Source organism: Yersinia sp. FDAARGOS_228 (assembly GCF_002073315.2).
In the GTDB taxonomy this organism is placed as follows: Bacteria; Pseudomonadota; Gammaproteobacteria; order Enterobacterales; family Enterobacteriaceae; genus Yersinia; species Yersinia intermedia.
The window spans coordinates 2,318,366-2,332,182 of the sequence record NZ_CP020409.2; the positions used below are offsets into that span (position 1 = coordinate 2,318,366).

Below are 13,817 nucleotides of genomic sequence, written 5' to 3' on the forward strand. Positions count from 1 at the left end.
TGCCATTCATTCTATCTTATTAATTATAAAAGAAATTATTTAACATTGGCTCTATTGAGTCTGTGATGTGAACTCATTATTCTTTTTTTGTCCATTCTATGGATTATTAAATTTCAGTATATAAATTTTATTTAAATTATAAAGCTAAGGATAGTTATATGAAATTATTACTTATTCCTATGTCAATTTTATTATTCAGTGCGACAACACAAGCTCAGGAGGAGTTCTGTGTCGGGGGAAATTTGGGGCCGTTCAGTGAGGAGTTTTGCGCTACGCATAACGCCGCGAGGGATAAGCAGCAAGAGCAACGAAGAATAGAACGTTGCAATAAGCTGATTAAACAACAAGGTTCTGCAATATCTTGGAGCATTAATGATTCGGTGAGGGTTTTAATCGATCGTCAACAAAGGGAAGAACTCGGTTGTTTAAGATAATCACTGCATAAATAAAACAGGGCTTGCTATACAAGCCCTGATTAATTACTGGTGGTAGGTTTCCAAAAACCGCCCCAGTTTCCTAACTGCCATCTCCAGCTCATCCACGCGCGGTAATGTTACAATCCGCACATGATCAGGGTATGGCCAGTTAAAGGCGCTGCCTTGAACCAACAGCACTTTTTCCTGCAATAGCAGATCCAATACCAGTTTCTGATCATCTTTCAGGTTAAACCGCTTCTGATCAATGCGCGGAAACATATACAGCGCACCTTGAGGTTTCACGCAAGAAACCCCCGGTATTTGGTTGATTAGCTCCCAGGCACGGTCACGTTGTTCGTACAAGCGCCCACCCGGCTGAATAAACTCGCTGATGCTCTGATAGCCACCGAGTGCCGTCTGAATGGCATGCTGCATCGGTACGTTGGCGCACAGACGCATTGATGCCAGCATTTCTAAACCTTCAATATAACCTTTAGCGTGCTTTTTCGGGCCGTTCAGCACCATCCAGCCCTGACGGAAACCAGCAACACGGTAAGTCTTGGACAAACCATTGAAGGTTACAGTTAACAAATCAGGTGCCAAAGCAGCAATAGAATGATGCTGAGCTTCGTCATATAAAATCTTATCGTAGATCTCATCGGCGAAAATGATCAGATCATTTTGACGGGCGATTTCAACAATCTCCAGCAACAACTCTTTGCTGTATACCGCGCCGGTTGGGTTATTCGGGTTAATAATCACAATACCACGAGTACGCGGCGTGATTTTACTGCGGATATCGTCTAAATCAGGGAACCAGCCCGATTCTTCATCACACATGTAATGTACGGCGGTACCGCTTGAAAGCGAAACTGCCGCCGTCCATAACGGATAATCTGGTGCAGGTACCAGCATTTCATCGCCCTGGTTCAGCAATGCCTGCATGGATTGCACGATCAGCTCAGAGACACCGTTCCCAATGTAAATATCCTCCACTGTCAGGTCACGCATATCCCGTGCCTGATAGTGCTGCATAATGGCTTTGCGCGCCGAAAACAGGCCTTTGGAATCGCAATAGCCCTGTGCAGTCGGCAAATTACGGATCACATCCACCAGAATTTCATCGGGTGCATCGAAACCAAATGGGGCTGGGTTGCCGATATTCAGTTTCAGAACCTTGTTACCTTCTTCTTCAAGACGCTTAGCTTCTTTTAGCACTGGTCCACGAATGTCGTAACAGACGTTGTCCAGTTTGCTGGATTTCTCAATGGGGGACATAAAAAATTGAGCCTTTTGCTGGTAAAAGCGTGTCCTCAGCGTGGAACACTGCAAGGCCTCCAATGTACTCCGACGTCACTGGTTTTTGAAGTTCTATGCACGTCTTTAGTGCAAATGTCTGCTTTTATTTGAAACGGCAGCCAACCTGGCTGTTGCAGAATATAGTTTATGTTTTATGACTAAAAGCTATTGTTATATGCTTTTGTTATGTAACTTTATGGTGTTTTATTCTGGTTAATTGAATGATATACAGCAGTTAACAACAAAGTGTATCTATAAGATGTCGTTGACTTTCCACCCCCAAATGGCGGGTTGATGCCGGTGATAATGAGACCTAATTATGCTGTATTTTAATGGTTGGGATCTCAATTCAACAATTTATATCATCATACATATTATTAAGATGTGAAAAGAGACAAAATTGTAGATAGGAAAACTATTAAGAATAATTAATGTTACCCAGGCTAAATCTTAGCGGGTATCAATGTTATTAGTTGAATTTACTCAATTAGATAAAAAACATACGCAAAGATATATTGATGTTTTTTGATATTCTGAAAGAGGCTGGTACGGATTTTTTAATTAGAATGGCGTTACAGCACGATAAAAGACCTGAGGAAAAACAGGTTCCTAAAGAGAAAAAATCTTCATTAATCGAAGATTTAGTGGCTGCCTATCACTGTTCTTACAAATAAATACATAACTTATCCAATAGATTTTTATAAAAAGAGATAGCGGTAACGAAATATAAGTAAATTTTTTGCCCTACTCTAATGAGTGGGGTACTGTCATGCTTAGCGTCGTCCCTTATTGATGGCGCTGTTACTTAAAACACCAGGGTAGTTTGTAATTAGAATTCAAAAAAGTGAAGAATACACTATGACAAATGCAAATCGTCCGATAATTAATCTCGACCTCGATCTGCTTAGAACCTTTGTAGCTGTTGCTGACTTGAATACGTTTGCCTCTGCTGCCGCAGCGGTTTGTCGGACTCAATCAGCAGTTAGCCAACAAATGCAACGGTTAGAACAGTTAGTCGGTAAGGAGTTATTTGCCCGCCATGGGCGTAACAAATTATTGACTGAACATGGTCTCCAGTTACTTGGCTATGCCAGAAAAATTTTGCGTTTCAACGATGAAGCTTGTACGTCACTTATGTACAGCAATATAGAAGGGTCACTCATTATCGGCGCATCTGATGATACTGCCGATACGCTGTTGCCTTTCTTGCTGAACCGAGTGGCGACGCTATATCCTCGGCTAGCGATAGATGTGCGAGTAAAACGCAGTCCATTTATCGCTGATATGCTGAGTAATGGCGAAGTGGACCTGGCTATTACTACCGCCAAGGTCGACACTCATCATGTGATCTTAAGGACATCACCCACGCTTTGGTATTGTTCCGCCGACTATCAGTATCAGTCAGGTGAATCGGTACCGCTAGTGGTGATGGATGAGCCAAGCCCATTTCGCGATATGGCAATAGAAAATCTGACCAGAGCCGGTATTGCATGGCGTATCGCCTATGTAGCCTCTTCACTTTCTGCCATCCGTGCGGCAGTCAGGGCAGGGCTGGGTGTGACCGCCAGGCCAATAGAGATGATGAGTCCTGATTTACGCGTACTGGGTGAAACAGAAGGGCTACCTCGGTTGCCTGAAACACATTATGCATTATGTAAAGACAGTCAGTGTGGCAACGAATTGGCCTTAGCCATTTTTGATGCTATGCAGACGGGCCACCAACATGGCTTGCAGTCTGGATCGGATTTAGTGCTGGATTCTGATTATTTAATAGACGAGAAAAGTTGAACGTCTAGCGTTAATTAAAATATCATAAGCCCCTTATTTTAGGGGCTTTTTTGTTTTTATCTTTTATAAAAAACAGTTTTCCACTGCTCCCGTTTAATTTCATGCTTAAAACGTCGCTTTATTTCACTTAGCGATCAGTCTGAGTATGGGTTAAAGCAGAATAAACCATATTGAATTAGTGGTTAATATTTCTTCTTATTTTTCCATTTATTTTTATTAAAACAACGTTCCACTATTTATTTTTTTTAAAAGACAACTTTTCACGTCGAATATTTATGAAATAACACTCAAAACGTGTTCTGGATCAAAAAAATACCCCTAGCTAGTGAGTGGAAGAACCGGTTATTCCTGAGACAATGGTATAGTTAAAACGAACTCTCCACGTTGGTTTATATGTGTATGTTCTGACTTAACAAATTACTGACACGATTTAGCTTTACACTTCGCACCAAATGTTAAGTAAGATCGTGCGTTTGTAAATTAATGTGTAGTTACTTTTGTCAAAGTTGACAAAAGGTTACTGAAAGGAGTAAAAAGCCCACAGTAAAACACTGGCTAAACAGTTGTAAAGACAGTGTGTTTCGTGTGGTTTTTATCCTTCCCTTTGAATCGATGTGGTGCACTAACTGCCAACATAAGAGCAGGATGTCCGACACCACTTTTGATGAGTAAGCAATGAGTATGTCAACAACCACTGAAGTTATCGCTCATCATTGGGCGTTCGCTGTATTTCTGATCGGCGCTATCGGGTTATGCGGCTTGATGCTCTTAGGTGCGTTCTTCCTGGGTGGGAGAGCTCGGGCTCGCGCCAAAAACGTCCCCTATGAGTCCGGTATTGATTCGGTAGGCTCTGCGCGTATGCGTTTGTCTGCCAAGTTCTATCTGGTCGCCATGTTCTTTGTTATTTTCGATGTTGAAGCCCTGTACCTGTATGCGTGGTCAATCTCTATCCGTGAGAGTGGCTGGGTAGGCTTTATCGAAGCAACCATTTTCATTTTGGTGCTCTTGGCTGGTTTGGTTTATCTGGTGCGCATCGGCGCGCTGGACTGGACTCCTACGCGTTCTAATCGCCGAGTGAGCAAACCGAGCATAGTCAAATACGCCAGCAGTCCTCCACAAGATATACCTAAAGATCTTGGCGTTGCAGGTCAGCAGCAAGCGGACGGCAAATCGGTCACGATTTGAAGCGCATGTATGCTAGCCCGTAGGGTGAGCCTCCACCATGAGGCTCATTAATCCCGATGAGCTGACTCAAGTCAGTGATTCGGGTGAGTGAAAGTAGCTAACAGCCCTGCAGCTCTAAGTACAAAGGGTATAGTGGTCAATAAATACAGCGAGGCATTAACATGGACTATACGCTCACCCGCATAGACCCTAACGGTGAGAATGACCGTTACCCCCTGCAAACTCAGGAAACCGTCAGCGGCGATCCTCTCGAGCAACATGTCCACCGTAGTGTTTACATGGGTAAACTTGAGAACGCCATGCACGACATGGTGAACTGGGGGCGTAAAAACTCTCTTTGGCCGTATAACTTCGGTCTTTCCTGCTGTTATGTGGAGATGGTGACCTCGTTCACTGCCGTACATGATGTGGCACGTTTCGGTGCGGAAGTGCTGCGTGCTTCTCCGCGTCAGGCTGACTTCATGGTCGTGGCGGGGACTTGTTTTACCAAAATGGCCCCGGTAATTCAGCGCTTGTATGAACAAATGCTGGAACCCAAGTGGGTTATCTCCATGGGTGCCTGTGCCAATTCCGGCGGCATGTATGATATCTATTCCGTAGTACAAGGCGTGGATAAATTCCTACCGGTAGATGTGTATATTCCTGGCTGCCCACCGCGCCCTGAAGCTTATATGCAAGCACTGTTGCTGCTACAGGAATCTATCGGTAAAGAGCGCCGTCCTCTCTCTTGGGTTGTAGGTGATCAAGGCGTTTACCGCGCCAATATGCAACCAGAAAGAGAGCGTAAGCATGCTGAACGAATTGCAGTAACTAACCTGCGTACACCTGACGAGATCTAAGCTTGTTATTTTGCAAAAGATAACGGCTCAGGATCGCGGTGCGTAAGTGATTTGTTTTGGGAATGAACGGTTTTTCTTCCAGAACATGTGTGCGGCAAATGACCACAAAATGACACATACAGTGTGGTGAAAAAACAGTGTGGTGAATAAATAATGACCGATTTAACGACGTCCGATAGCGCCCAGCCTGCATGGCAAACCCGTGATCATCTCGATGATCCGGTGATTAGCGAGCTGTCGAACCGTTTTGGGCCTGAGGCCTTTGTTGTTCAAGCAACCCGTACCGGTATGCCCGTGGTATGGGTAAAGCGTGAGCAATTGCTGGAAGTAATGACGTTTCTGAGAAAACAACCGAAGCCGTATGTCATGCTGTTCGACTTGCATGGCGTTGATGAGCGTCTTCGCACTCACCGCCAGGGCCTCCCTGAAGCGGATTTTTCTGTTTTCTATCATCTGCTTTCCATCGAGCGTAACCGCGACATTATGCTGAAAGTGGCACTGTCTGAAAAAGACCTGCACGTGTCCACAGCGACCAAGATTTTTCCTAATGCCAACTGGTATGAGCGGGAAACTTGGGAAATGTTTGGTATTACCTTTGATGGTCACCCACATCTGACGCGCATCATGATGCCGCAGACTTGGGAAGGGCACCCGCTGCGTAAAGATTACCCAGCACGAGCTACCGAATTTGATCCCTTTGTGCTGACCAAGCAGAAAGAGGATCTGGAGATGGAATCTCTGACCTTCAAACCCGAAGATTGGGGTATGAAGCGCGGCACCGAAAACGAGGACTTTATGTTCCTTAACCTCGGCCCGAACCACCCTTCTTCACATGGTGCCTTCCGTATCGTGTTGCAGCTTGATGGTGAAGAGATTGTCGACTGCGTACCGGATGTGGGTTACCACCACCGTGGTGCGGAGAAGATGGGCGAGCGCCAGTCCTGGCACAGCTACATCCCCTACACCGACCGTATCGAATATCTGGGTGGTTGCGTTAACGAAATGCCTTATGTGCTGGCGGTTGAAAAACTGGCAGGCATTGAGGTACCGGATCGCGTTAAAACCATCCGTGTGATGTTGTCTGAATTATTCCGCATCAACAGTCATTTACTGTATATCAGTACCTTTATCCAGGACGTCGGCGCAATGACGCCGGTGTTCTTCGCCTTTACTGATCGACAGAAAATCTATGACTTGGTTGAAGCGATTACCGGTTTCCGTATGCATCCGGCCTGGTTCCGTATTGGTGGTGTTGCACACGACCTGCCGCGCGGCTGGGAGCGTTTGCTGCGTGACTTCCTTGACTGGATGCCAAAACGTCTCGATTCCTACGTCAAAGCGGCGTTGCAGAACAGTATCCTGAAAGGGCGTTCTATCGGCGTTGCTGCCTACAATTCCAAAGAAGCACTGGAATGGGGTGTGACTGGCGCAGGCCTGCGTGCCACCGGGGTTGAGTTTGACGTGCGTAAATGGCGCCCGTATTCCGGCTATGAAAACTTTGATTTTGAAGTGCCAGTCGGTAACAACGGCGACTGTTATGACCGCGTGATGCTGAAAGTGGAAGAATTACGTCAAAGCCTGCGCATTCTGGAGCAATGTTATAAAAACATGCCAGAAGGGCCATTTAAGGCTGACCACCCACTGACGACGCCGCCGCCGAAAGAACGTACGCTTCAACATATCGAAACGCTGATCACCCACTTCCTGCAAGTTTCATGGGGTCCGGTGATGCCAGCCAACGAATCATTCCAAATGGTTGAAGCGACCAAAGGGATCAACAGCTACTATCTGACCAGTGACGCTAGCACCATGAGCTATCGCACCCGGATACGTACCCCAAGCTATGCCCATTTGCAGCAGATCCCCTCGGTTATCCGTGGCAGCCTGGTATCTGACCTGATCGTCTATCTGGGCAGTATCGATTTTGTAATGTCTGATGTGGACCGCTAATTATGAGTGATCAAAAAGAGACTCAGGATCATAACGAAAGCCAAAATGTGGTGGATCTGGCAGTCAATGCGGCTGAACCGGCGACCACAACTGAAGTTTTCGAGTTGAGTGCTGAAGAACGTGATGCTATCGAGCATGAAAAACACCATTACGAAGATGCCCGCGCCGCGTCGATTGAAGCACTGAAAATTGTGCAGAAACAACGTGGTTGGGTGCCGGATGGGGCGATTCACGCCATTGCTGAAGTGCTGGGTATCCCGGCCAGCGATGTCGAAGGTGTGGCCACATTCTACAGTCAGATCTTCCGTCAACCGGTTGGGCGTCATGTGATCCGTTATTGTGACAGCGTAGTGTGCCACATCACCGGTTACCAAGGGATTCAGGCCGCGATTTCGAAGAAGCTCAGTATTGAGCCGGGCCAGACCACGTTTGATGGCCGCTTTACGCTGCTGCCAACCTGCTGCTTGGGCAACTGTGATCGCGGTCCGACCATGATGATCGACGACGATACCCACAGCTATCTGAAACCTGAAGATATTGAGAAGTTACTGGAGCAATATCCATGACAACTAATTCGGGTTTTACCAAAGAGGTTATTCGCACGCCAGAAATGCATCCGCTGACCTGGCGTTTGCGCGATGACAAACAGCCAGTATGGCTGGATGAATATCGCAGTAAAAATGGTTATTTGGGTGCTGAAAAAGCGTTAAAAGGCATGACAGCACCTGATGTGGTCAATTTGGTAAAAGACGCTGGCCTGAAAGGGCGCGGCGGTGCAGGCTTTTCCACTGGTTTGAAGTGGAGCCTGATGCCAAAAGACGAAAGCATGAACATTCGCTATCTGCTGTGTAATGCCGATGAGATGGAGCCAGGTACCTATAAAGACCGCTTGCTGATGGAGCAATTGCCTCATCTGCTGGTGGAAGGGATGCTGATCAGTGCGTTTGCGCTGAAAGCTTACCGTGGTTACATCTTCCTGCGTGGCGAATATATCGAAGCTGCCGTGCACTTGCGCCGTGCGATTAGCGAGGCAACGGAAGCTGGGTTGCTGGGCCAAAATATCATGGGCAGCGGTTTTGATTTTGAACTGATTGTTCATACCGGTGCTGGCCGTTATATCTGCGGTGAAGAAACCGCCCTGATTAACTCGCTGGAAGGCCGCCGTGCCAATCCGCGTTCCAAGCCGCCTTTCCCTGCATCGTCTGGGGTATGGGGCAAACCGACTTGCGTCAATAACGTTGAAACTCTGTGTAACGTTCCGGCCATTCTTGAGCACGGCGTTGACTGGTATCAGGGGATTACGGCGGGTAAGAGTAACGATGCGGGTACCAAACTGATGGGCTTCTCTGGCCGGGTGAAAAACCCAGGTCTGTGGGAGCTGCCCTTTGGTATTTCAGCGCGTGAAATTCTGGAAGATTACGCCGGTGGCATGCGTGATGGCTTGAAGTTCAAAGCCTGGCAGCCGGGTGGGGCAGGGACCGATTTCCTGACCGCCGACCACTTGGATTTACCGATGGACTTCGAAAATATTGCCAAAGCAGGTAGTCGGTTAGGCACTGCACTGGCAATGGCAGTAGACCATGAGATCGGTATGGTTCCGCTGGTGCGTAATCTGGAAGAGTTTTTCGCCCGTGAATCCTGTGGCTGGTGTACCCCTTGCCGCGATGGGTTGCCGTGGAGCGTGAAGATCCTGCGTGCACTGGAGCGCGGCGAAGGTCAGCCGGGCGACATTGAGACGCTGGAGCAACTTTGCCGCTTCTTGGGGCCGGGCAAAACCTTTTGCGCTCACGCGCCGGGCGCGGTTGAACCACTACAAAGTGCGATCAAATATTTCCGGGAAGAATTCGAAGCCGGGATCGCAAGTAAAGACTATGGCAACACCCGAGCCATAGCCGGTATTCAACCGAACCTATTAAAAGCGCGCTGGTAGCAGCATTGACGCTCTTGCTGTTTTCAGCAAGAGCCAGATTTTTTGATTAACGCTTGTAAACGAACCGTTTTAAGGTCGTCGTAACAGACAATAAACGTGTTCAAATACAAGTCACTTGGAAGCATGCTGATATGGCTACGATTCATGTAGACGGCAAAGAATACGACGTAAACGGGGCCGACAACCTGTTACAAGCTTGTCTCTCCCTGGGACTCGATATTCCTTACTTTTGCTGGCATCCGGCGCTGGGAAGCGTCGGCGCTTGCCGCCAATGTGCGGTAAAGCAATACCAAAACGCCGATGATACCCGTGGGCGTTTGGTCATGTCCTGTATGACCCCGGCCACTGATGGAACCTTTATTTCCATTGATGACGGCGAAGCCAAAGCGTTCCGTGAGAGTGTGGTTGAATGGTTGATGACTAACCATCCACACGATTGCCCGGTCTGTGAAGAAGGGGGTAACTGTCATCTGCAAGATATGACAGTGATGACCGGACACAGTTTCCGCCGCTATCGCTTCAGTAAACGGACTCATCAAAATCAGGATCTCGGTCCGTTCATCTCGCACGAAATGAACCGCTGTATCGCCTGTTATCGTTGTGTGCGTTACTACAAAGATTACGCTGATGGCACCGATCTGGGTGTTTATGGCGCACACGACAACGTCTACTTTGGTCGTACTGAGAGCGGCACGCTGGAAAGCGAGTTCTCTGGCAACCTGGTAGAAGTGTGCCCGACCGGGGTATTCACCGATAAAACCCATTCCGAACGGTATAACCGTAAATGGGATATGCAGTTTGCGCCAAGTATCTGCCAGCAGTGCAGTGTGGGTTGTAACACCAGCCCTGGCGAACGCTACGGTGAGTTGCGCCGCATCGAGAACCGCTACAATGGCAGCGTAAACCACTACTTCTTGTGTGACCGTGGCCGTTTTGGCTATGGCTACGTCAACCTGAAAGATCGCCCACGTCAACCACAGCAATTGCGTGGTAATGACTGGATCCACCTGAATGCCGAACAGGCAATGCAAGGTGCGGCGGATATTCTGCGTCAGGCGAAGAAAACTATCGGTATCGGTTCACCGCGTGCCAGCCTGGAAAGTAACTTTGCATTACGCGAGCTGGTCGGTGCGGAAAACTTCTATACCGGCATTGCCGCAGGTGAGCAACAACGCCTGCAATTGATGCTGAAAGTGCTACAAGAAGGCGGCATTTACACGCCATCACTGCGCGAAATTGAAAGCTACGATGCGGTGTTGATCCTGGGTGAAGATTTGACCCAGACTGGCGCACGTATCGCACTGTCTGTCCGTCAGGCGGTGAAAGGCAAAGCCCGTGAAATGGCCGCTGCACAGAAAGTGGCTGACTGGCAAATCGCGGCGATTATGAACATCGGCCAACACGCTAAACATCCGCTGTTTATCACAAACGTTGATAACACCCGTATGGATGATATCGCGGCGTGGAACTACCGCGCACCGGTGGATGATCAGGCTCGTTTAGGCTTTGCTATCGCTAACGCGCTAGATGCATCGTCACCGGCTGTCACGGATCTGGCCCCCGCGCTGAAAGGCAAAGTGGATATCATCGTGCAAGCCTTGGCGGGCGCGAAAAAACCATTGATCGTGACCGGTAGCAGTGCAGGCAGCGATGCCATCATTGCTGCGGCAGCTAACGTGGCAACCGCACTGAAAGGCCGTGGATCTGATGTGGGTATCACCTTCGTTGCCAGTGCAGCCAACAGCATCGGCTTGACTATGATTGGCGGTGGCTCACTGGATAGCGCGCTGGAATTGTTGACCCGTGGTGATGCTGACAGCGTTATCGTGATGGAGAACGATCTCTATCGCCATGCGGCGCAAGACAAAGTTGACGCCGCGCTGGAGAACGCCGCCAACGTGATCGTGGTTGATCATCAACGCACCGCGATTATGGAAAAAGCAGACCTGATTCTGTCTGCCGCCAGCTTTGCTGAAAGCGACGGTACGCTGGTCAATCAGGAAGGCCGCGCTCAACGCTTCTTCCAGGTTTACGATCCAACCTATTACGACGACCCGAAAAAACCGGAAAACAACAGCATCATGCTGGAAAGCTGGCGCTGGTTGCACTCCTTGCATTCAACTTATACCAGTCGCCATGTGGACTGGACGCAACTGGATCATGTGATTGCGGCTTGTGTCCGCGCATTGCCACAGTTGGAAGGTATTGTTGAAGCAGCACCGGATGCGACCTTCCGTATTCGTGGTCAGAAACTGGCGCGTTCACCTATCCGTTACAGCGGCCGCACGGCTATGCGCGCAGATATCAGTGTGCATGAACCGCGTCAGCCACAGGATATCGACACGCCGTTCGCTTTCTCAATGGAAGGGAATAACAGCCCACTGGCTGATCGTCAGCAGATCCCATTTGCCTGGGCACCGGGCTGGAACTCACCGCAGGCATGGAACAAATTCCAGGCTGAAGTGGGTGGCAGCTTGCGCTTTGGTGATCCGGGTGTGCGCCTGATTGAAGCAGGAGAGGGGACGCTCGGTTACTTTGATTCAGTACCGGCAGCCTTTACCGCTCAGGCTGATGGCTGGCAGATTGCCCCCTACTACCACTTGTTTGGTAGTGAAGAGATGTCGCAGCGCTCAGATGTCATCCAGCAGCGCATGCCAGCACCTTATGTGATGGTCAATCCAGCCGATGCTGCAACGCTTGGGGTTAACCTCGGTACGCTGGTGGAATTCAACTGTGCCGGTCAGACATTGCGTCTGCCAGTGCGCCTGAGTGAAACCTTGGCTCGGGGTCAGGTCGGCTTGCCGCTTGGCTTACCGGGCATTCCACCGATGATGGTGGGTGCGCGCGTTGAGAATCTGCGGGAGGCAGTATTATGAGCTGGTTTACCCCTGAATTGATTGAGATTTTAATCTCTGTCCTGAAAGCGGTAGTGATTCTGTTGGTGGTAGTGACCTGCGGCGCATTTATGAGCTTCGGTGAGCGCCGCTTGCTGGGCTTGTTCCAGAACCGTTACGGGCCAAACCGTGTCGGTTGGGGCGGGTCATTGCAGTTGGTTGCTGACATGATCAAAATGTTCTTCAAAGAGGACTGGGTTCCGCGCTTTTCCGACAAGGCTATCTTTACGCTGGCCCCGGTGATTGCCTTTACCTCACTGCTGCTCTCTTTCGCCATCGTCCCGGTCAGCCCGACCTGGGCGGTTGCGGACCTTAATATCGGTATTCTGTTCTTCCTGATGATGGCCGGGCTGGCGGTATATGCCGTGCTGTTTGCCGGTTGGTCGAGTAATAACAAATATTCTCTGTTAGGGGCGATGCGTGCATCTGCGCAAACCCTGAGCTACGAAGTATTCCTTGGCTTATCATTGATGGGCGTAGTCGCACAGGCGGGTTCGTTCAATATGCAGGATATTGTTAACTCTCAGGAACACGTCTGGAATGTGATTCCGCAATTCTTTGGTTTTCTGACCTTTGCCATTGCGGGTGTTGCAGTATGTCACCGCCATCCCTTTGACCAGCCAGAAGCTGAACAAGAGCTGGCCGATGGTTACCACATTGAATATTCCGGTATGAAATTCGGTCTGTTTTTCGTCGGTGAATACATCGGTATCGTGACCGTCTCTGCTCTGATAGTCACTCTGTTCTTCGGTGGTTGGCAAGGTCCGTTCCTGCCGCCATTTATCTGGTTCGCGCTGAAAACGGCTTTCTTCATGGTGATGTTCATTCTGATCCGTGCATCCTTGCCGCGCCCACGTTATGACCAAGTGATGTCATTCGGCTGGAAAGTTTGCCTGCCGTTGACCCTGCTGAATCTGCTGGCGACTGCCGCGGTCATTTTGTACAACGCTCAATAAGGGGTGAATGAACCATGACGTTGAAAGAGTTAGTGGTTGGTTTCGGCACCCAAGTGCGCAGCCTGTGGATGATTGGCCTTCATGCCTTCCACAAGCGTGAAACCCAAATGTATCCCGAAGAGCCGGTTTACCTGCCGCCGCGCTACCGTGGTCGTATCGTGTTAACGCGTGACCCTGACGGTGAAGAGCGTTGCGTTGCTTGTAACCTGTGTGCCGTTGCTTGCCCGGTTGGCTGTATCTCATTACAGAAAGCTGAGCACAAAGATGGCCGCTGGTATCCCGAGTTCTTCCGTATCAACTTCTCTCGCTGCATTTTCTGTGGTTTGTGTGAAGAGGCTTGCCCAACAACCGCTATCCAGCTAACGCCGGATTTCGAAATGGGTGAATTTAAGCGTCAGGATCTGGTGTATGAGAAAGAAGACTTGTTGATCTCCGGCCCGGGTAAATATCCTGAATATAACTTCTACCGGATGTCCGGTATGGCAGTAGACGGCAAGCAGAAAGGCGAAGCCGAAAACGAAGCCAAACCGATTGACGTTAAAGGTCTGATGCCTTAGGAG

12 protein-coding genes are annotated in these 13,817 nt (G+C 49.0%); 11 read left to right on the forward strand and 1 reads right to left on the reverse strand.

Features of this window, described 5'->3' with window-relative positions; genetic code table 11:
- Window positions 1–158 precede the first annotated feature (158 nt).
- Complete coding sequence (locus A6J67_RS10710; RefSeq protein WP_050296730.1) at window positions 159–434, forward strand: hypothetical protein; 276 nt, start codon at window positions 159–161, stop codon at window positions 432–434.
- Window positions 435–479: 45 nt separating this feature from the next.
- Here A6J67_RS10710 and A6J67_RS10715 read toward each other — a convergent pair whose 3' ends face one another.
- Window positions 480–1,694 carry a pyridoxal phosphate-dependent aminotransferase gene (locus A6J67_RS10715; protein WP_005191339.1) on the reverse strand — a complete coding sequence of 405 codons (1,215 nt, stop codon included), beginning with the start codon at window positions 1,692–1,694 and terminating at the stop codon, window positions 480–482.
- A gap of 539 nt (window positions 1,695–2,233) precedes the next feature.
- Between A6J67_RS10715 and A6J67_RS23470 the strand changes: the two genes are divergently transcribed.
- The 10 genes from A6J67_RS23470 to nuoI all read left to right on the forward strand — a co-directional run bounded on the left by A6J67_RS23470 (window position 2,234) and on the right by nuoI (window position 13,814).
- Window positions 2,234–2,389 carry a hypothetical protein gene (locus A6J67_RS23470; protein WP_155412737.1) on the forward strand — a complete coding sequence of 52 codons (156 nt, stop codon included), beginning with the start codon at window positions 2,234–2,236 and terminating at the stop codon, window positions 2,387–2,389.
- A gap of 184 nt (window positions 2,390–2,573) precedes the next feature.
- Entirely contained in the window at window positions 2,574–3,503 is a 930-nt protein-coding gene (gene rovM / locus A6J67_RS10720) for a virulence transcriptional regulator RovM (protein ID WP_032907644.1), read from the forward strand.
- 675 nt (window positions 3,504–4,178) lie between these two features.
- Complete coding sequence (gene nuoA / locus A6J67_RS10730; protein WP_032907641.1) at window positions 4,179–4,688, forward strand: NADH-quinone oxidoreductase subunit NuoA; 510 nt, start codon at window positions 4,179–4,181, stop codon at window positions 4,686–4,688.
- A 161-nt stretch (window positions 4,689–4,849) separates the two neighbouring features.
- On the forward strand, window positions 4,850–5,527 hold the full coding sequence (locus A6J67_RS10735; protein WP_002210278.1) for a NuoB/complex I 20 kDa subunit family protein: 678 nt from the start codon (window positions 4,850–4,852) through the stop codon (window positions 5,525–5,527).
- Window positions 5,528–5,680: 153 nt separating this feature from the next.
- Window positions 5,681–7,477: an NADH-quinone oxidoreductase subunit C/D gene (gene nuoC, locus A6J67_RS10740; protein WP_005191331.1), complete on the forward strand. Its 1,797-nt coding sequence runs from the start codon at window positions 5,681–5,683 to the stop codon at window positions 7,475–7,477.
- 2 nt (window positions 7,478–7,479) lie between these two features.
- Complete coding sequence (gene nuoE / locus A6J67_RS10745) at window positions 7,480–8,043, forward strand: NADH-quinone oxidoreductase subunit NuoE (RefSeq protein WP_005191318.1); 564 nt, start codon at window positions 7,480–7,482, stop codon at window positions 8,041–8,043.
- Window positions 8,040–9,407 carry an NADH-quinone oxidoreductase subunit NuoF gene (gene nuoF / locus A6J67_RS10750; protein WP_050296729.1) on the forward strand — a complete coding sequence of 456 codons (1,368 nt, stop codon included), beginning with the start codon at window positions 8,040–8,042 and terminating at the stop codon, window positions 9,405–9,407. The genes nuoE and nuoF overlap by 4 nt, the downstream gene beginning before the upstream one ends.
- A gap of 131 nt (window positions 9,408–9,538) precedes the next feature.
- Window positions 9,539–12,283, forward strand: coding sequence for an NADH-quinone oxidoreductase subunit NuoG (gene nuoG / locus A6J67_RS10755; RefSeq protein WP_050296728.1), 2,745 nt, complete (start codon window positions 9,539–9,541; stop codon window positions 12,281–12,283).
- Window positions 12,280–13,257 carry an NADH-quinone oxidoreductase subunit NuoH gene (gene nuoH / locus A6J67_RS10760; RefSeq protein ID WP_032907637.1) on the forward strand — a complete coding sequence of 326 codons (978 nt, stop codon included), beginning with the start codon at window positions 12,280–12,282 and terminating at the stop codon, window positions 13,255–13,257. The genes nuoG and nuoH overlap by 4 nt, the downstream gene beginning before the upstream one ends.
- Window positions 13,258–13,271: 14 nt before the next feature.
- Window positions 13,272–13,814 carry an NADH-quinone oxidoreductase subunit NuoI gene (nuoI, locus tag A6J67_RS10765; RefSeq protein WP_005191305.1) on the forward strand — a complete coding sequence of 181 codons (543 nt, stop codon included), beginning with the start codon at window positions 13,272–13,274 and terminating at the stop codon, window positions 13,812–13,814.
- Window positions 13,815–13,817 lie beyond the last annotated feature (3 nt).

Excerpts from the sequence above, each read along its gene's own strand:
- A6J67_RS10710 (WP_050296730.1), top strand. The coding sequence starts at position 159 with ATGAAATTATTACTTATTCCTATGTCAATTTTATTATTCAGTGCGACA.
- A6J67_RS10715 (WP_005191339.1), bottom strand. The coding sequence starts at position 1,694 with ATGTCCCCCATTGAGAAATCCAGCAAACTGGACAACGTCTGTTACGAC.
- A6J67_RS23470 (WP_155412737.1), top strand. The coding sequence starts at position 2,234 with ATGTTTTTTGATATTCTGAAAGAGGCTGGTACGGATTTTTTAATTAGA.
- rovM (WP_032907644.1), top strand. The coding sequence starts at position 2,574 with ATGACAAATGCAAATCGTCCGATAATTAATCTCGACCTCGATCTGCTT.
- nuoA (WP_032907641.1), top strand. The coding sequence starts at position 4,179 with ATGAGTATGTCAACAACCACTGAAGTTATCGCTCATCATTGGGCGTTC.
- A6J67_RS10735 (WP_002210278.1), top strand. The coding sequence starts at position 4,850 with ATGGACTATACGCTCACCCGCATAGACCCTAACGGTGAGAATGACCGT.
- nuoC (WP_005191331.1), top strand. The coding sequence starts at position 5,681 with ATGACCGATTTAACGACGTCCGATAGCGCCCAGCCTGCATGGCAAACC.
- nuoE (WP_005191318.1), top strand. The coding sequence starts at position 7,480 with ATGAGTGATCAAAAAGAGACTCAGGATCATAACGAAAGCCAAAATGTG.
- nuoF (WP_050296729.1), top strand. The coding sequence starts at position 8,040 with ATGACAACTAATTCGGGTTTTACCAAAGAGGTTATTCGCACGCCAGAA.
- nuoG (WP_050296728.1), top strand. The coding sequence starts at position 9,539 with ATGGCTACGATTCATGTAGACGGCAAAGAATACGACGTAAACGGGGCC.
- nuoH (WP_032907637.1), top strand. The coding sequence starts at position 12,280 with ATGAGCTGGTTTACCCCTGAATTGATTGAGATTTTAATCTCTGTCCTG.
- nuoI (WP_005191305.1), top strand. The coding sequence starts at position 13,272 with ATGACGTTGAAAGAGTTAGTGGTTGGTTTCGGCACCCAAGTGCGCAGC.